Annotated in this window: 17 protein-coding genes; 14 read left to right on the forward strand and 3 right to left on the reverse strand. The window is 35.7% G+C overall.

What is annotated here, in order from left to right; all coding sequences use genetic code 11:
* Positions 1-74: 74 nt before the first annotated feature.
* Together HNS40_RS00075 and HNS40_RS00080 are read left to right on the forward strand one after the other, a co-directional pair.
* On the forward strand, positions 75-743 hold the full coding sequence (locus HNS40_RS00075; RefSeq protein ID WP_172275947.1) for a hypothetical protein: 669 nt from the start codon (positions 75-77) through the stop codon (positions 741-743).
* Positions 743-1,615, forward strand: a complete 873-nt coding sequence (locus tag HNS40_RS00080; RefSeq protein WP_253916188.1) for a nucleotidyl transferase AbiEii/AbiGii toxin family protein — start codon at positions 743-745, stop codon at positions 1,613-1,615. The genes HNS40_RS00075 and HNS40_RS00080 overlap by 1 nt, the downstream gene beginning before the upstream one ends.
* An 18-nt stretch (positions 1,616-1,633) precedes the next feature.
* Here HNS40_RS00080 and HNS40_RS00085 read toward each other — a convergent pair whose 3' ends face one another.
* Positions 1,634-2,065 (reverse strand): NUDIX hydrolase, encoded by a 432-nt coding sequence (locus HNS40_RS00085; RefSeq protein WP_172275949.1) that lies wholly within the window; start codon positions 2,063-2,065, stop codon positions 1,634-1,636.
* 243 nt (positions 2,066-2,308) lie between these two features.
* Here HNS40_RS00085 and HNS40_RS00090 point away from each other — a divergent pair, with 243 nt between their 5' ends.
* From HNS40_RS00090 to HNS40_RS00105, 4 genes are all read left to right on the forward strand, one after another.
* On the forward strand, positions 2,309-4,378 hold the full coding sequence (locus tag HNS40_RS00090) for a prolyl oligopeptidase family serine peptidase (protein WP_172275951.1): 2,070 nt from the start codon (positions 2,309-2,311) through the stop codon (positions 4,376-4,378).
* Between the two features lie 294 nt (positions 4,379-4,672).
* Entirely contained in the window at positions 4,673-5,686 is a 1,014-nt protein-coding gene (gene gap, locus HNS40_RS00095; protein ID WP_172275953.1) for a type I glyceraldehyde-3-phosphate dehydrogenase, read from the forward strand.
* A 54-nt stretch (positions 5,687-5,740) separates the two neighbouring features.
* Positions 5,741-5,962, forward strand: a complete 222-nt coding sequence (locus HNS40_RS00100; protein WP_172275955.1) for a hypothetical protein — start codon at positions 5,741-5,743, stop codon at positions 5,960-5,962.
* Positions 5,955-6,245, forward strand: coding sequence for a type II toxin-antitoxin system RelE/ParE family toxin (locus HNS40_RS00105; protein ID WP_172275957.1), 291 nt, complete (start codon positions 5,955-5,957; stop codon positions 6,243-6,245). The genes HNS40_RS00100 and HNS40_RS00105 overlap by 8 nt, the downstream gene beginning before the upstream one ends.
* Positions 6,246-6,287: 42 nt before the next feature.
* Here the strand turns inward: HNS40_RS00105 and HNS40_RS00110 are convergent, their stop codons facing one another.
* Positions 6,288-7,952: a tetratricopeptide repeat protein gene (locus tag HNS40_RS00110; protein ID WP_172275959.1), complete on the reverse strand. Its 1,665-nt coding sequence runs from the start codon at positions 7,950-7,952 to the stop codon at positions 6,288-6,290.
* Between the two features lie 317 nt (positions 7,953-8,269).
* Here HNS40_RS00110 and HNS40_RS00115 point away from each other — a divergent pair, with 317 nt between their 5' ends.
* Positions 8,270-11,413 (forward strand): T9SS type A sorting domain-containing protein, encoded by a 3,144-nt coding sequence (locus HNS40_RS00115; RefSeq protein WP_172275961.1) that lies wholly within the window; start codon positions 8,270-8,272, stop codon positions 11,411-11,413.
* Positions 11,414-11,490: 77 nt separating this feature from the next.
* Positions 11,491-11,652, forward strand: coding sequence for a hypothetical protein (locus HNS40_RS00120; protein WP_172275963.1), 162 nt, complete (start codon positions 11,491-11,493; stop codon positions 11,650-11,652).
* A 116-nt stretch (positions 11,653-11,768) separates the two neighbouring features.
* Here the strand turns inward: HNS40_RS00120 and HNS40_RS23630 are convergent, their stop codons facing one another.
* Complete coding sequence (locus tag HNS40_RS23630) at positions 11,769-11,891, reverse strand: T9SS type A sorting domain-containing protein (RefSeq protein ID WP_172276320.1); 123 nt, start codon at positions 11,889-11,891, stop codon at positions 11,769-11,771.
* A 233-nt stretch (positions 11,892-12,124) separates the two neighbouring features.
* Between HNS40_RS23630 and HNS40_RS00130 the strand changes: the two genes are divergently transcribed.
* The 6 genes from HNS40_RS00130 to pcaF all read left to right on the forward strand — a co-directional run bounded on the left by HNS40_RS00130 (position 12,125) and on the right by pcaF (position 18,434).
* Positions 12,125-12,694: a helix-turn-helix domain-containing protein gene (locus HNS40_RS00130; RefSeq protein WP_172275965.1), complete on the forward strand. Its 570-nt coding sequence runs from the start codon at positions 12,125-12,127 to the stop codon at positions 12,692-12,694.
* Positions 12,695-12,715: 21 nt separating this feature from the next.
* Positions 12,716-14,236: a hypothetical protein gene (locus HNS40_RS00135; protein WP_216663643.1), complete on the forward strand. Its 1,521-nt coding sequence runs from the start codon at positions 12,716-12,718 to the stop codon at positions 14,234-14,236.
* A 163-nt stretch (positions 14,237-14,399) separates the two neighbouring features.
* On the forward strand, positions 14,400-15,113 hold the full coding sequence (locus HNS40_RS00140) for a 3-oxoacid CoA-transferase subunit A (RefSeq protein WP_172275967.1): 714 nt from the start codon (positions 14,400-14,402) through the stop codon (positions 15,111-15,113).
* A complete protein-coding gene (locus HNS40_RS00145; RefSeq protein ID WP_172275969.1) occupies positions 15,107-15,760 on the forward strand; it encodes a 3-oxoacid CoA-transferase subunit B in 654 nt (217 codons plus the stop codon). Before HNS40_RS00140 ends, HNS40_RS00145 begins: the two co-directional genes overlap by 7 nt.
* Positions 15,761-15,781: 21 nt before the next feature.
* Entirely contained in the window at positions 15,782-17,131 is a 1,350-nt protein-coding gene (locus tag HNS40_RS00150) for an aspartate aminotransferase family protein (protein WP_172275971.1), read from the forward strand.
* Between the two features lie 100 nt (positions 17,132-17,231).
* On the forward strand, positions 17,232-18,434 hold the full coding sequence (pcaF, locus tag HNS40_RS00155; protein WP_172275973.1) for a 3-oxoadipyl-CoA thiolase: 1,203 nt from the start codon (positions 17,232-17,234) through the stop codon (positions 18,432-18,434).
* Positions 18,435-18,517: the final 83 nt, after the last annotated feature.

Consider the following 18,517-nt stretch of genomic DNA (forward strand, 5'->3'; position numbering starts at 1 on the left):
TATTATGTTGGTATCTTTATATTTAATGATAAACCTAATTAATTTACTATATTTGCGTATATAATCCATGGTATATGGATTATATACGCAAATATAGTATTATGATAGGTGAGATAGAAAGAGAATTATCAAAAATAAAAACCCATATCATTGACCATTCGAGTATATCAAGTATACTTATGAATTTGGGGTATTTTAAGGTAAATGATAAGATAAATCATTTAAAACAAAAGGGTGTTTTAAAACCAATCAAAAAAGGTTTATACTACCACTCATCTATTATTACAAAAAATATTATTTCAAAAGAATTATTAGCCAATACTATTTTAGGGCCTTCTTATATTTCTTTGGAATATGCTTTATCATATCATGGTCTTATTCCCGAAAGTGTTTTTCAGTTGACATCAGTTTGTACTAAACGGAGCAAACAATATGATACAGAATTAGGTGTTTTTAGTTATAAACATATTAAAAAGGAATTGTTTTCTATTGGACTTAAAATAGAGCATGCCAAAAATGGTTTTTTTATGATAGCCACAAAAGAAAAAGCATTATGTGATATGATTTATTTAAAAAACACTTCTTTTTTTTCTAAAAAGGAACTCATTGCTTTTTTAGAAGATGATTTAAGAATCGATATAGTTGATTTAAACAATTTGAATATTGAAATAATAAATGACTATTACCAAAAGAGTAAATCGAAACGAATTGCTATTTTTCTCAAATTACTAAAAAACAATTGATGAATATTTTAGAACAGATGCTTTCTAAATATGAAATAGAAAGTGAAAATGATATGATAAATGCCCTGAAAGAGATATTTCAGGAAATCGTATTATTGGGATTGTATAGAGGTGGTTTTTTTGAGAAAGCGGCATTTTACGGAGGTACTGCATTAAGGATTTTATATGGCTTAGATCGTTTTTCGGAGGATTTAGATTTTACTTTGCTAGAAAAGAATAAAAATTTTAAATTGGAACCCTATTTCCCTGTCATTATTGAGGAGTTTAACTCCTTAGGAATTAGTATCAATATACATACCAAAAAGAAAAGTAGTAACATCAGCCATATTGAATCAGCTTTTTTAAAAAATGATACTTCTCTACATTCTTTGCATATCTCTTCTGAGAATATTAGTTCCATTTTGGGAGGTATATATTCCGGCAGAAAAATTAAAATTAAGTTTGAAATTGACACAAATCCCCCATTAAAATTTCAAACAGAATCAAAAACCTTATTAATGCCTATAACTTTTAATATTTTAAGCATGAGTTTACCCAATCTTTATGCGGGAAAAATGCATGCTGTATTGTTTAGAAATTGGAAAACAAGGGTTAAAGGAAGAGATTGGTACGACTTTGAATGGTATGTAAAGCAAGGTGTAAAATTAAACCTGGAACATTTACAGCATCGAATAATTGAGAGTGAAAATCTTGACAGTGCGTTTGTATTAACTAAAGAAGTATTTATCGAATTCATGTATAAAAAAGTTGACCAATTAAACATTAAAAATGCGGTAACAGAAGTTAGTCCATTTTTAAAAGATACTTCAGTATTAGGTGCGTGGACAAAAGATTACTTTAGATTTTTAACTGGAAAAATTATCTACTGCTAATCAGCTTAAGCCTTCTTATTAAAGAAATAAGCTTTCCAATGATTCTCGTACTATCAAATCATGGTCAAAAGCCAATTCAGGTAATTCATCAATAAAGAACCATTCCGCTTCGCTAGCATCATCGCCAGCTTGTGCTTCCTGTACTTCTTCTAAAAAACCGCCAAAAACCACACTTATCGTTCTTCCCCTTGGATCTCTTCCGGGTTTACCATAGGTTTTTAATTGTTGAAGCTTCACATTTGTGATATTGGTTTCCTCCTCCAATTCTCTATAAGCTGATTCTATTAAATCTTCCTCCATCTCAATAAATCCACCTGGCAAAGCCCAATGATCTTGATATGGCTCATGCCCTCTTTTTATGAGAAGAATTTCGGTTTGCTCTTCAAGTTTTCTTAGTATTACCATATCTACACAAAGCATGGGACGTGGGTATTCGTATGTATATGCCATAGTTTCGAATATTTTTTTCAAAGGTAATATAGATTCTCAAATGATGGGAAATACTTCATATCTCATTCCAAAGAATCAGGTCAAGAACTTTACTATTTAACAAAAAGCGGATTAACTGTGCAGTCCATAAATATTTAGGTGGATGTTTTGATTTCTTTCCAAAATCTATTTCAATCCATTTTGGCAGAAGCAATACATTTTCTATCTTCGGCACCAGTTTTATCTATTATTAAAAATGATATCATGAAAAAATATTTCAAATTTATTGCCGCTTTAGTGTTGTTTATGTCCTTGCCTTTAAGTCAGTTGGCTTTTTCTCAATCTGTAATGTCTCCCAGCGATTTACTCAGTTTGGAACGATGTGGAATTAGTGAATTAAGTCCTGATGGTTCAGAGTTGATTTACAGTATTTCAACACCAAGAACAGCAAATGAGGAAGCTGGTGGCTCACATTATAAGTATTATAAAATGAATATGACCACTCAAGAATCTACACTTCTTTTTGAGGAGGGTTTTAAAGGTGGTTCTCCTCATTATAGTCCCGATGGTTCTCATTTAGCTTTCACTTATACCGAAGAAGGTGGAAAGAGTCAAGTTTGGGTAATGCCAGTTGAAGGAGGAGAGAAAATACAAGTGACCCATGCCGAAAATGGAGTGAGTTCTTATCAATGGCAGCCTGATGGTTTGGGAATGGCCTATCTTTCTATGCAGGTCAAATCAGAAAAAGAAATGGAACTTGATGATCGCGGTTATGGCTTTATCTTTTATGAAGAAAATCTTAAAATAAAAGAATTATATTTGGTACAATTTGATGCCAATTATCAAACTCAAGAGGAAAAGAAACTACTAGAGAACACTCATGTTTGGGAGATGATTTTTAGTCCAAGTAGCGAATATTTAGCTTTTACTACCACCGAGAAAAACCTTACAGATCAAAAATATATGTTCCGTAAAATTAAAATTATGGATTTGGCTTCGGGAAAGCTCATCAATGAAGTAGGAAATATTGGTAAACTCGGAAACTATGCCTTTAATGAGGAGGGTACTCAATTGGCTTTTGCCTCAGCTTTAAATATCAACGACCATGCCGTAAGTCAGGCCTTTGTTTATTCACTTAAAAAAGAAGAAATAACAAATCTCACTCCTGAGAATTTCAAAGGCCATGTGAGTTGGATAGCATGGAAAAGTAATAAAGAAATCTTCTTCTATTCTGGAGAAGGTGTTTATCCTAAACTCTCTAGTGTATCCATTAAAAAAGGAAAACGTGATGTATTATTAGACGCTGAGGATTCAGGTATCATTTTCGGAAAACCCATATTTACTGCTGACCTCAAAACCTTTGTTTTCACAGGAAATACACCCAGTGATTATTCCAATATTTATTCGTGGAGTGGAAAAGGAAAACTCAATAAACTGACCAATGTGAATCCTCAATTAGCCGATATGGAACTGGGAGAGCAAGAAGTGATTCAGTTTATAGCTAGAGATGGCAAAGAAATAGAAGGATTATTGATGAAACCTGTGGGTTATAAAAAGAACAAGAAATACCCTTTGGTATTATATGTTCACGGTGGACCTGAATCTCATCATAGCAATGGTTGGTTGAGTAGGTATTCCACCCCGGGACAGGTGATGGCCGGAAAAGGATATTTGGTGGCTTATTTGAACTATAGAGCCAGTACTGGCTATGGTATTGATTTTGCCATGGAAGGTTTTATGGATCCTGCAGGAAAAGAATTTGACGACTTAGCCGATGGTATTGAGTATCTCATTGCCGAAAAAGGCGCTGATAAAGAAAGAGTTGGAATGGCTGGTGGGTCTTATGGTGGATATGCTTCGGGTTGGTTCGCGACCTATTATACCGAATATGTAAAAGCCGTTTGTATGTTCGTAGGAATTAGTAATGTGAGCAGCAAGCGCGGAACTACAGATATTTCTTATGAAGAGTTGTATGTACACAGTGGCAAACCATTAGAAGAACAGTGGCAGATGAATTTGGAACGCAGTCCGGTTTATTGGGCGCACCAAAGTAAAACTGCTACCTTAATTTATGGTGGTGCCGATGATCCACGTGTACATCCAGAGCAAAGTTTGCAATTATACCGCCGTATGAAAATGAATAACCATCCTGCCGTTCGTTTGGTACAATATCCAGGTGAAGGACATGGTAACAGAAAGCAAGTGGGACAGATAGATGTTATTTATCGTCAGATTGACTGGCTAGATTGGTATGTGAAAGATTTAAAACCTTTAGATGGACCCATGCCAGCGCTTGATATCAGTGAGAAATATGGTTTGGATTGGGAGTTTTAAGAGGTCTGAAACCACACAGACTGATCACATCATGACTCTGATAAACAATGAGTTTCGTTGTATTAATTGAGTGAGATAGCTTGAAGTCTAAAGTTGGAAGCCCGATTTGATTTACCTCTAGCTTCGTGCTCCGAGCTTCGAACCACAAAACTTGTAGAAACTGAAATGCTAAAGGGTATCGTTTTAATAGCAGAAATATAATTCCAACATCATCATAGTTTCACTGATTTTGAATTCTAGCAATGATACTGCCTAAAAAACCCGTAATTTTGTATCCTTAAAAACTCACAGATCATGTCAAAAATAAGATTGGCTATCAACGGATTTGGAAGAATAGGTAGAGCTACTTTTCGCCTACTTATTAACCATCCCAATATTAGTGTTATTGCCATTAATGATTTAACAGATACCTACACCCTTTCACACCTTTTGAAATACGATACGGTTCACAGAGCCGTGAAGGCGAAGGTAGATTATGATGAGAATCATTTGATAGTTAATGATCAATCAACGCTGGTTTTAAAGGAAAAGAATCCTCAGAATTTACCTTGGGCTGATTTGGATATTGATGTGGTGATTGAGTCCACAGGTTTGTTTGCCACTAAAGATAAAGCAGGCATGCATTTGCAGGCAGGAGCGAAAAAGGTAATCATTTCAGCTCCTGCAAAAGATGATGAGGAACAGGAAATTCCGTTTATAGTTTTGGGTGTAAATGATAAAGATATTGACAAGAATCTAAAGATTATTTCCAATGCCAGTTGTACCACCAATAATGTGGCTCCACTGATAAAGATATTAGACGAAAACTGGGGAATAGAAAAAGGGTTTATCACCACAGTTCACTCTTACACTAAAGATCAGAATATTTTAGATGGACCTCATAAAGATTTGAGGAGGGGAAGAACGGCAGCAGAGAATATAGTGCCTACTACAACCGGAGCGGCAAAGGCAGTTACCCGTATTTTTCCTCATTTAGACCAGAATCTAGGTGGGGCAGGTATACGAGTTCCTGTTCCCGATGGTTCACTCACCGATTTAACTTGTACACTTGCCAAACCCGCTACCATTGAAGAGATTAATGAAGCTTTTAAAATCGCCAGCGAAACTACTATGAAAGGCATCCTCGAATATACCGAAGATCCTATTGTATCTCGTGATGTGATTGGCAACTCCCATTCCGCTGTTTTTGATGCTCAACTCACGGCGGTTCTTGGTGATAAAAACAAATTGGTGAAAGTAATCGCTTGGTATGATAATGAGATGGGTTATTCTAATCGTTTGGTGGACTTGGTGGAGCGTTTTGTTTAATTATAGAGAACTTTTAATCTAGATATTGAACTGAAAATTAACTATTTTTGTTTCATGACAACAATTACTATTAAAAATGGAGCTAAACTCAGTAGAGATACTTTTGAAAATTGGGATGATTTTCAGAGAGAATTAATATTGATGCAGGAATCATTTGAACTCACAGAAAAGCATAAGGAGATTTTATTGTCACGCGAAAAAGAAGCCAATACTGCTCAAGAGCCTGGTTTGACTTGGGAACAAGTGAAAAAATCTATCAAGAGGAAAGATGTATAATCTAACTTTTCGACCTCCTGCTAAAAATGACTTGCAAGAAATTATAGAATATTATGATTCAATTAATCCAAAACTTGCTGATGTATTCTTGCAGCAATTAGATAAAGCTGTATATCATATTCAAAACTACCCATTGTCTTGTCAAAAGAAATTTAGTAGTATTAGAGTTGTTTTCTTAAAGCGGTTCAGCTATGGGATTTATTTTATAATTAATCAACAAGAAATAGCTGTTATAGCCATACTTCACAGCAGTAGGAACCCAAAAATCTGGAGAACTCGATAAAAGAATAGTCTTTTTCTATCTAATATTACAATATAAGATAGACTAATACCCAGCCAAAAAAGAAGTAATACTCTGTTGTTCGGTCTCAATACCTAATTTTTTTCTCATTCTAGATCTAGCTACCACAATGCTTCTATAACTTTGATTGGTAATGGCCGAGATTTCTTTGGAAGATAAGTTCATTTTTAGAAAGGCACACAATCGCAATTCGTTTTTAGTAAGGTTTGGGAAATCTGATAATAGATTGGTATAGAAATCCTGATGCGTTTCAACAAAAAGCTTTTCGAATTCTTCCCAATTGAAACTAAAATGCTCTTGTTTTATACTAGTGAGAATAGAGGTGAGATTTTTTCTCATTTCATCAGAGCCATCTTCCCTAATCGACAATATTCTATTGTGGGTATCATTTAGTAATTCGGTAATCTGTAAGGTGTGCAATAACTTAGCTGTAAACTCTTTGTTTTTTGACTCTAAGGTAGAACGCAATATTTCATTCTGTAATTTCCTTTTGGTAGCTTTTGTTTTTTGAAGCCTAAATAGCATGAGAAAGAATAGAGCAATAATAATGAGCCCAATTAATATGGTATACAAAATCAACTCGTTTTTCTTTTGTTTCTCAATGAGCTCTCTCCTACTTTGTTTGTATTTTGCATTCAGCTCAATACTGGTCACTTTCTTAATATTCTCTGTATTGATAGCCTCTTCGCTGAGTCTCTGTTCTATTTCTTTATATTCCAGGGCTTTCTCAAATTCCCCCAATGATTTGTGGATGGTATACAATAATCGAACAGCTTCTTTCTGTACATGTGGATGCCCAATTTCTTTACCTAAATCATAAGCTTTTAAAGTGTAATAAATAGCGGAGTCGTTGGAGTTATTATGGGTATGAAATACTTCTCCTTTGTTTTTCAATAATAGAGAAAGCTCACGATTTGAATTGGCTAAATAACAAAGCTCTATGGCTTTGTTTAAATATATCATTCCTTCTTTATACTCCTCTAAATCGAAATAAACGATAGATAGATTGTGATAAAAGAATATAATATGAGTGGTATCATGAGCGGCAATGGTTTTATCTAAATATTGGTTTAAATAGTTTTTCGATTTAAAAAAGTTCCCCTCATCTCTTTCTAGCACGGATAGATTATTAATGATAGCATGAATTTTGTTCTCATCAATATCTTTAGGAGAAGGATGGCTTTCGTATAAATCTTTGGCTTTTAAATAATTATAACGAGCTTTTTCATAATCTTTCATTATTAAATAAACCGTTCCAATCCTATTATATATGGCAAAGCTTCCTAAGGAATCTATTCTGTTTTGTATCTCTAATGCCTGATGTAGATAATCGAAAGAAAGATCGAATAAGTTGAGCATGAAGTGCAATTCTCCTGCCACATTATACAATTCAATCTTGGTGGTATCATGAATGTATTCATCTAGCTTAAGTGCCTCTTCCAAATAAAAATAGGAGGTACGGGTATTATTATCAAACTCTTTTCTAGCCTTCTTTACTAAAGTCTCCACATAAACATCTGGATGTTCAGCATTAAATAGTATAGAATCTACTTGAGCACTTAAATGATTAGAACAAAATAAAATCAATAGAAGTATTATCCAATATTTATTCATTCCCAGAGTGGTTTTTCTAGAGGCTGAATCAGCAAATCTGCCTTTGAAAATATTTTCTACTTCAATTTTTCTCATGAATCACATTCTTGTTTTCTCTATTAAATTGACAAAACAGATTTTTTAATCTCTTTCCCAATAATTATAGTCACCTAATATTCAGCATTAAAAAACATATGTGCATCTAATGTAACCTCTATAATTGAGATGTGCACTTTATGAAACTGCAAAAACATGCTGCTTTGATTAATTTATATTCTATTTGCTGTGTATTAAAATACAAACATAGCAAGAAACAAATAAACAATCAAAGGAATTTAAAAGAGTAGTGATGAAACTGGATCCTAAAATCAAAACTCTTTTTTTTCAAATGAAATAAATTTAAAAGATAAATTATGAAAACTAGATTACAATTTTTAGTCATTGTCTGTCTGGCCATATTATTTTCATCAAATATATTGGCGCAGTCTTTTGAGTTAAATCATAGAAATAATACAAACCTTGAAAATACAGATAGTCAAGTATTCAACTATGAAAATATGTTTACCTATCCTTCTTCAAAAAATGATTTTGGCTATGCAGATTTTCAAAACCTAAAAAACGAAAATTCAACAAAAGAAGCTTGGGATGTTTTATACCAATGGGATGCAACAACTGCTAACCAACCTGGTGTAGAAACTGATGGACAATATATCTACACAGCCCATTGGAATGATGTAAATATATTTAAATACGAAATGGATGGTACATTTGTAGAATCCTTTACCATCCCTGGTGTGGATAATGGCCTACAGGATTTGGCCTATGATGGTCAATATTTTTATGCTGGTGATGGATCAGACGGAAGTATGGACATTTTTGAAGTGGATTTTACCAATAAAACCTTGGTGAGCACCATCACTGCAGATGCGCCAGGCATTACTGGGATTCTTCATATTGCATATGACAACCAGCAAGATGCCTTTTGGTGTGGTAACTGGGAAGAAATAACCTGTGTGAATAGAGCTGGCGAAATGATTAGCCCAGTGGTGATGTTAATTACGCCAGTAAACGGTGTTGAAGGTGCAGCATATGGAAGTGCGTTTGATCCCTATTCGGAAGGTGGCCCTTATCTATGGTTAAATATGATTGCTATTACTCCTGTTATGAATGGTATTCAGCTCGTTCAATACGACCCAATAGCTGGTGAATATACTGGCGTGGCTCACAATTATACTAGTGATTTAGGTGGTCTTTATGGTTACTGTGGAGGCTTGGCTATTTATGAAGACTACGAAAACAATATCGCAGTTTTATTAGGAAATAATCAACAGACTCCTAATCACATATTTGCGTATGAATTAGCCAGCCTGCCCACTGAAGGAGCTCCAGGTTCTCCAACTGCAGCCTCTGCATCAGCAGCAGCTAATGGTGTTCTTGAATGTACTCTAGAATGGACCAATCCAAATGAAACCATTACTGGAGGAGCCTTAAGTGATTTAGATTTTGTGTATGTCTTTAAAGAAGGTGTTTCAGATCCTATTCATACCATAGAAAATCCTAGCATTGGAGGTATGGAATCTTTTATTGACAACGAGATTACAGTTTCAGGATTTTATAATTACAGCATATACGGTGTAAATGATGCCGGGGATGGAATTAGCACCAGTATTGGAACATGGGTGGGTCCTGATGCACCAGCCATACCTGAAAACATTATCGCTACGGCCATTAGCAATGGAGATGAAGCTTCTGTTACTTGGAATGCTCCAACTATTGGCTTACATGGTGGTTATCTGGAAAGTATTTCGGCTTATAGAATAGTACGCCAGCCCGACGAAATGGTTTTAGAAAACTCATGGAATGGAACTCAACCTTATATTGATAATAGCTTAACAGAGATTGGATATCATTATTACGAGATTACGGCCATAAACAATATTGGGGATGGTGAAACAGGAGCATCCAACTCCATATTACTTCACTATGCTGATGTTACTTATTCCGACCAAGCCTTTGCCATTAACGAAGGCCCTTCTGATCAGTTTGAAGCAGTAGATGTTTTAAATGGAACTTTCGAAATCGTAGAATATTTACCAGTGAGCCCATTTAAAATGTGTGGTACCTATATCAACGATCTACTCTATGTCGTAACTGAGCAAGGACGAGTTTCTATATTTCTTGAAGATGGTCGTGAAATTATTTTGGGAGAAATTAATCGTCCAGATGGTTGGTACCCATCAGGCCTTGCCTATGATGAAGAAAATGACATTATATACATGATGGTTCTAGAGCAGAACGAGGTAGCACACTTATTTACGCTAGATCTTGAAGCTCTTTTCATCACAGAAATAGGAGCACCTGGAGGAAAAATAATGGCGATGGATTTAGCTGATGACGGCTTCCTATATGGTCCCGACATTAATGACGATCAATTGATAAAGATAGATCCTAGTACTGCAACATCCTCTGTTGTGGGTAATATTGGTATGGACTTGGAATATGGTCAAGATGTATCATACGATCCTACGACACAACGACTGTATACCATCACCTGTGGAGCAAGTACTGAAATTCAAAAATACTTTGGGTTTTATGATTTAGAAACAGGTGAATTTAATGCAATAAGTGAAGTGGACGATCAGTATGGAGTATTGGCTGTAAACGATGTGGTTATTCACCCTGTTGATGTGGCTGTAACTTCAGCAAACAACCCTGGTATGATGCAATTAGGTGACACTTATACTCCATTAGTTTCTGTGGCCAACTTTGGTAGTCAAACTTCTTCTTTTGACTTAACAGCTGTTATCAGTAAGGAGGGGTCCAATTTATATGAAGAAACAATCACCATTAGCAATTTAAGCTATTTAGAATCCAACGACTTGATATTTCCACAGTGGACATCAGAAGAAACAGGAGCTTTAAATGTTGTATTTACAGCTTCAGACCCAGGCGGAGATGCAAATTTAGAAAACAACACTATGGGCTATGATTTTGGAGTATTTTCAGGTTGTGAGCATACACTCATTTTGAATGATTCTTATGGGGATGGTTGGACAGGAAATACTATGCTAGTTAGTGTTAATGGTGTTACTGCTTATCCTGATCTAACTTTAGAAAATGGATTCTCAGCCTCTTTCCCAGTTTATGCTGAACATGGAGATGCCATTTTCTTAATCTTTGATGGAGAAGGGGGATTTGGTACAGAATGTTCATGGGAATTATTGGATGGCCTTGGGGAAACTCTCATAACAGGAGCGGGACCTGACTATTTGGTACAGGACGCCAATGCCATATGTTTTGGTGTAGGTATTGAAGACCATTCCTCTGATAACTTAGATGCTAAAATATATCCAATCCCTACATCTGATCAATTAATTATTGAAACTCAAACTTTAGGACAGCTACAGATTTTAGATATGCAAGGCAGAATAGCTTTTGAATCCTTAATAGAAAATGAAAAATCATCTTTTGATGTTTCAGAGTTTGTGAGCGGAATTTATTTTGTGAAAATAATTACCGGTAATCAGGTCATCACCAAAAAAGTGATTATTGATTAGATTTTTAATTGAGTTTATAGGCAGCTCCAATTTGATTTGGAGCTGCTTTATTTAAATACCAATACAAACCCATAATTATGAAAGACCTAGAACAAATAAATAGTGCATTAAAAAAGATTCTAGAAACCACCAAGGAAACCACTAAAGAGGATGAGGAAAAACTAAACACAATCAATAAGGATAAGTTTAGTTTAAGAAAGATTAAAGATAAGATACTGAATAAGAAGAATTCACAATGATTTCATAAGATTGGTATTAATGATGATCTGCTTATTACCCAAGGCTAGTTTTTCCAAATTAAAAAGCCCCAAAGTAAAATACAATGGGGCCAATCACTTCTCTACTAATCTAAAATTTACTCTATTATTAATTGCTTGGTCAATGTTTCTTTTTTTGTTTTTATCTTAATAAAATAGGAGCCAATGGCTAATTGAGAAATATCAATCTGGCATTCATTACTATTTATCTCTTTATCTATTAATACCTGAGTTAGATTTAAATATCACCATATTTTCAAATAATAATTTTTGCTAAAAAATATTTCTGCTTCCTCAATAATCAGAATAGGGCATTAATCCGCGAAACACCCAGTATTAATTAGACTTAATATAAATCACACTTAATTTAATTAAATAAAACTGAACTTAGTGGATATCGTAAGTTAAATCTAATTTACTTTGTATAAATCATTTTTAAGTCAAAAAAGGGATTATGATAGACCAAATGGGAAGCCGAATTAAGAAGAGACGCGAAGGTTTTGGATTGCAAATGAAAGAACTGGCGAAAGATATTGGTGTCACATCTAGTTTGATCAGTCAAATCGAAAGTGGTAAGGCCTTTCCATCTATTGTAACGCTTAAGAAAGTGGCAGATGCTTTACACACAACCGTGGGTGATTTAATTGGTGAAAATGAAAATCAAATTACGAAACCCTTATTAAAAGTGGAGGAACGTAGGTTTGCCAAAAGCAATAAAAAAGGAACCTCATCTTATTTACTTTCCTATCATTTCCCATCTAAACAAATAGAGCCATATCTACTTCATTTTGATGAAAATGCAGATTCAAAAGGAGTCATGACCAGTAAATTTCCAGGACAGGAATTTTGCTTTGTCTTAAAAGGCGAATTTGAAGCTACCATAAATCGCAAGAAATTTAAACTCGAGAAAGGAGATAGCTTTTACTTCGATTCAAGCAAACCACATTTGTTTAAAAATATCTCCAAGGGAGAATCAGAATTACTATGGGTAATTACTCCTTTAATCCAATCTGAAATAAATTAAAAACACAAAAAAATAAATACAATGAAAGTTGATTTTTCAAAACAATTCGCACATCATGGAATTGAAGAAAGTGCCATCAAGGTAATAGAAAAAGAAAACCTTTTGCCTGCAACACTAGTTAATAAAATTCATAATGCATTCCCTAAAATCTCTATTATAAAAGAGGAAAGCAAAGCTATGTTTACTGGTAAAACAAACCGCTATACAGGAATAGATGGTTTTAGAGAAATAATTAAAGTCTTAAACGAAAATGGAATTGACATTGGACATATTGAAGAACGTGAGCTTTTTATCAATGTGTATCGTTTCTTAGCTACAAAGCACGTTTTAAATACCATCAATTGGAAAGATTTCAAAAATGATTCTGTTTTCCAATTGGTATTTCCTCAGCCAGGAATGATGAAGCCAGAATTGGTGAAAGAATATGCGGCTGCAAGTTCTAATGAAGAAAGAGAACAACTTTGTTCAGCATACATCCATAAAACAAATCCACATGATGGCAAACAGCTTTTAAATAAAGCGTATATTGACAATGGAGAAGGTGATATTGATATATTAAATGGTAGTCAACATAAATACCCTCATTGCTTCCTTATTTTTGATAAAACTACTCAAAGCTGTTTTGCTTTCTGTAACTATTGTTTCCGTCATGCCCAAGTGAGGGGAGATGAAGATATGTTCATCCAAGATGATGCAAAACAAGTTCATACTTATTTAAAACAACACAAAGAAGTAACAGATATTCTAATCACAGGTGGTGATGGTGGATATATGCCCTATGAGCGTTTGAAGGAATATTTAGAGCCTTTGACTACTGATCCAGAATTGGCTCATATCAGAAATATCCGTTTGGCATCTAGAGCATTAACGTTCGATCCTCAAATTGTTATCAGACCTGCTTATGACAAGACATTAGAATTATTTAAGACCATTATTGAGAATGGAATTCAAATGGTTTGGATGGGTCACTTCTCTTCTCCAAAAGAATTGATGAACCTAACAACTATAGCTGCTATTCGTCGTTTGAGATCTATTGGAATGACTGTAAAAAGTCAAAGCCCAATCATGAAGCATATCAGTTTATTCCCAGATGAAACTGGAAAAATTGACATCGATAAATCGGCTCAAAACTGGATCGACTTAGGACATTTATTAATGATGCAAGGCGTTGGTTTCCACTCTATGTATTATGCGCGTCCAACTGGTGAACACCATTATTTCACAGCTCCTTTAGCTGAAATCAACGATGTATTTAGTAAGATTTATAGAAGTCTTCCTTCTATTGGTCGTCCGTCGAGATATATCTCTATGACTTCCTCTGCTGGTAAAACTTCCATGCTTGGAACTGTTGATGTTAATGGTAAAAAAGCTTTTGCCCTTAAATTCAACGAAGCCAGAAATATGGAATGGATGGATAAGGTGTATTTAGCAGAATATGACGAAGAGCAAAATACTATAGAAAAACTTAAGCCATTTGGTGGAGGTAAAAACTTCTTCGAGGATGAATTAGCAGCCATCGAGAAAAGTTTAGAATTGAAATAGGAAAATAATATTCAAGGTCCTTACCCCTCCCTAAAGGGTGGGACCTTGGAGTATGGTTAGTGAAAAATAATTAATTAATGCAACAAAAAACAATATCACTTTTTAAAATCAGGCTCCCTTTAGGGTAGGGCAAGACTGATTATTAAAAAATAAAATCATTTATATGATTAACAAAATAGTAGATTCGGCCGCCGAAGCAGTTAAAGACATACATGATGGAGCCATCATTATGATCAGTGGTTTTGGCGAAGCAGGTAGTCCCATCGAACTCATTCATGCCTTGATTGATCAAGGTGCGAAAAACTTGACCATAGTCAGTAATAATACTGGAAGTGGAAATGTGGGTCTTGCAGCTCTTATCGAGCAAAAACGTGTGAAAAAGATGATTTGTTCTTTTCCACGTACAGCCAATTCAACTGTTTTTCCTGAGCTATATAATGCCGGAGAAATAGAATTGGAATTGGTGCCACAAGGAACCTTAGCAGAAAGAATTCGTGCTGGAGGGGCTGGCGTTCCAGCTTTTTATACTCCAGCATCGGTAAATACACCTCTTGCTGAAGGTAAAGAGTCTAGAATATTCGATGGAATTGAATATGTATTGGAAAGAGGGATTAAAGCCGACTTTTCTTTAGTGAAATGTGAACAAGCAGATCGTTATGGGAACTTAACTTACCATGCAACAGCACGTAATTTTGGTCCTATCATGTGCACTGCTGCAAAAAAGGCTATTGTTCAAACCAAGAAGGTGGTGGATGCAGGAAGTATAGATCCAGAAGTGGTTGTCACACCTGGAATTTTTGTAAATCGTGTAGTCGAAGTATCTGAACCTGTCAATGAATCAGATTTAGTGGCTCAAAAATTGAAGTACCCATGGTAGATAATCAAATAAAAATAGGTTGGAGTAAAACTGAAATGGCCCAGAAAGTTGCTCTTGATATTCCAGATGGTTCTTATGTAAATCTTGGAATTGGAATGCCCGAAATGGTAGCTGACTTTGTACCTGAAGGTAGAGAACTCATTTATCAAACAGAAAATGGTTTGTTAGGTATGGGACCTGTTCCTGAAGTGGGACAAGAAGACCTTGAATTAATCAATGCAGGAAAAAAGCCGGTAACAACCAATCCTGGAGCTTGCTTCTTTCATCATGCAGATAGCTTTACTATGATTAGAGGAGGGCATATAGATGTATGCGTGCTCGGAGCTATGCAGATATCCGAAGAAGGTGACTTGGCCAATTGGTCAACAGGTGCAGCCAATGCAATCCCCGCAGTTGGTGGAGCTATGGATTTAGTGGCAGGAGTAAAGAGAATTTTTGTCATTACCCAGCATAATACCAAAGACGGAAAATCTAAACTGGTGAAACAATGTTCTTATCCATTGACAGGAAAAGGAGTTGTAGAAACCATATATACAAATTTGGCTATCATAGATGTGAAGGAAGAAGGGTTATATGTGAGAGAGCTGGGGCCAAATGTAAATTTTGAATACTTAAAAGAAAGAACTGAAGCACAATTATTTCAATAAACAATCGCATAATAAAAAATCATGAGTAGTCATTCGTATAATACCAACAGGAAGCATAGCTCGGCACTTTATAAAAGAGCCAAAGAAGTTATGACAGGAGGTGTGAGCAGAAATACTATTTTTCGTCGCCCTCATCCATTTTATGTAGCCACTGCAAAAGGTAGCTATGTTACCGATATTGATGCCAATACAAGAGTTGATTTTGCCAATAATATGGCCTCACTTATTCATGGCCATGCCCATCCCGCTATTATTGATGCTGTGAACGAACAAATGCACAGAGGAACTGCCTATACTTTAGGAAGTGAAGTGGAAGTAGCATTCGGAGAGCTTTTAGTAGAGAGAAACCATAATTTCGAAAAAATTAGGTTTGTTAACTCAGGTACAGAAGCTGTAATGTCCATGATAAAGGCTGCTAGAGCCTATACTGGACGACCAAAAATTGCAAAAGCAGAAGGAGCTTATCATGGCACCTATGACTTTGCTGAAATTAGTCAAATTGTTAAACCCGATAATTGGGGAGATATTGATAAGCCCAATTCGGTGCCCGTTACTATGGGAACGCCTGAAAATGTAAAAAGTGATGTGATCATTTTCCCATATAATGATACAGAACGTACTTTGAAACTATTGGAAGCCAATAAAAAAGATTTAGCATGTGTATTGATTGATCCTATCTCTCATCGTGTGGGGATGTTTCCCATTGAAGAAGATTATTTAATAGCCATTTATAATTGGACTAGAAAGAACAAAGTGCTTTTGGTTTTCGACGAAGTAGTGACCTATCGTGTTACTTATAGCGGAGCCCAACATTTATATCCGGTAAAGCCTGATATGACAGCTTTAGGAAAGATTATCGGTGGTGGTTTCCCAGTTGGTGCTATTGCTGGTGATGCAAAGGTGATGTCGGTGTTTGATCCCACACGTAAAATTATTAAGCAGCCCCATTCTGGAACCTTCTCTGCCAATCCTATTACCATGACTGCCGGTAAAGTAGCTATGGAGCTTTTTGATAGAAAGGCTGTTGATGACATCAATAATATGGCTGATATTGCCAAAAAACAAATTGAGGAGGCCATTAAGGAAGCTGATGTTCCTGTATTAATTACTGGTGCTGGTTCTATGTTTAGAATGCATTTTCGATATCAAGCTCCTCGAAATTATCGTGAAACCTATCAGTGTCCAGAAGAAAGAAAACTCATCGTAGATTTTCTCGATTACCTCTTCCTTCATGAAGACATCATTATGATCAATACTTTTGCTTGTATGCTGGCTACTACCATCACTCAAAAAGAAGTGGATATACTTACAGAAAGTTTATTGAAAGGGTTTAAAATATTTAAAGCGGAGATTCACAGCTTTGCCAAGTAGAGAAGCTTGAAGCTAGAAGTTCGAAGCATGGAGAATGAGAAATAGTTCTCTTTTTACTTCGTGCTTCGTACTTCAAGCTTCGTACAAAATATAAAAAACTATGAAAAACGTATATATATGCGATGCCATCAGAACTCCTGTTGGTAGATACGGAGGCTCCTTAGCTTCATTAAGAGCAGATGATTTGGCTGCTATTCCGCTAAAAACCTTAATGGATAGAAACCCAGAAATGGATTGGACAGCTATTGATGATGTTTTAATGGGTTGTGCCAATCAAGCTGGTGAAGACAATAGAAATGTAGGGCGCATGGCCTCTCTTTTGTCTGGCTTACCAGAAACAGTTCCTGCTAATACCATAAACAGACTTTGTGGTTCAGGAATGGATGCCATAGGAAGCGGTGCCAGAGCTATTAAAGCAGGAGAGGCAGAATTGATTATTGCTGGCGGAGTAGAAAGCATGTCGAGAGCTCCTTTTGTTATTGGAAAAGCTGAAGGACCTTATGGTCGTAGTCAAAAGCTTGAGGATACTACCATGGGATGGAGATTCATCAATAAAAAGCTGGACCAATTATATGGTACCGAAGGTATGATGATGACGGCTCAGAACATCGCAGATGATTTTAATATCAACCGAGAGGATCAGGATAAATTTGCTAAATGGAGTCAGGATAAGGCTCAAAAAGCTCAAGAAAATGGGAGCTTAGCCCGTGAAATTATTTCTGTTGAGATTCCGCAACGCAAAAAAGATCCAATTATATTTTCAGCTGATGAGCATCCAAGACCATCAACCCTTGAGAAGCTTGCCAGTTTAAAAGCTCTAACAGGCACAAATGGTTGCATTACAGCAGGAAATGCTTCTGGAATTAATGATGGAGCAGGTGCCATGCTTTTGGCTTCGGAAGAAGCGGTAAAGAAATATGGATTAAATTCCAAAGTTAAGATTTTGGGGATGGCTACGGCTGGAGTTTTACCTAGAATTATGGGAATGGGCCCGGTACCAGCAACACGAAAAGTATTGAAGTTAACGGGTTTGAGTTTAGATGATATGGATATCATAGAGTTGAATGAAGCTTTTGCTGCTCAATCACTTGGTTGTACTCGTGAACTAGGCTTAGCTGATGATGATGCTAGAATCAATCCTCTTGGAGGTGCTATTGCTTTAGGCCATCCTCTGGGAATGAGTGGCATGAGAATAGTAACCAGTGCCTATTACCAACTCATTAACACCGATGCCAAATATGCGCTATGTACTATGTGTATTGGTGTGGGACAAGGAATTGCTGTGGTATTAGAGAAGGTTTAATACCTTTAGAATATCAAGTCATAAAAATAGGCTAACAGACTCATTTAGGTTTACTAGCCTGTTTTTTATTCTATCAAAGCATT

It is taken from the genome of Lentimicrobium sp. S6 (assembly GCF_013166635.1).
Lineage (GTDB): Bacteria > Bacteroidota > Bacteroidia > Bacteroidales > UBA12170 > UBA12170.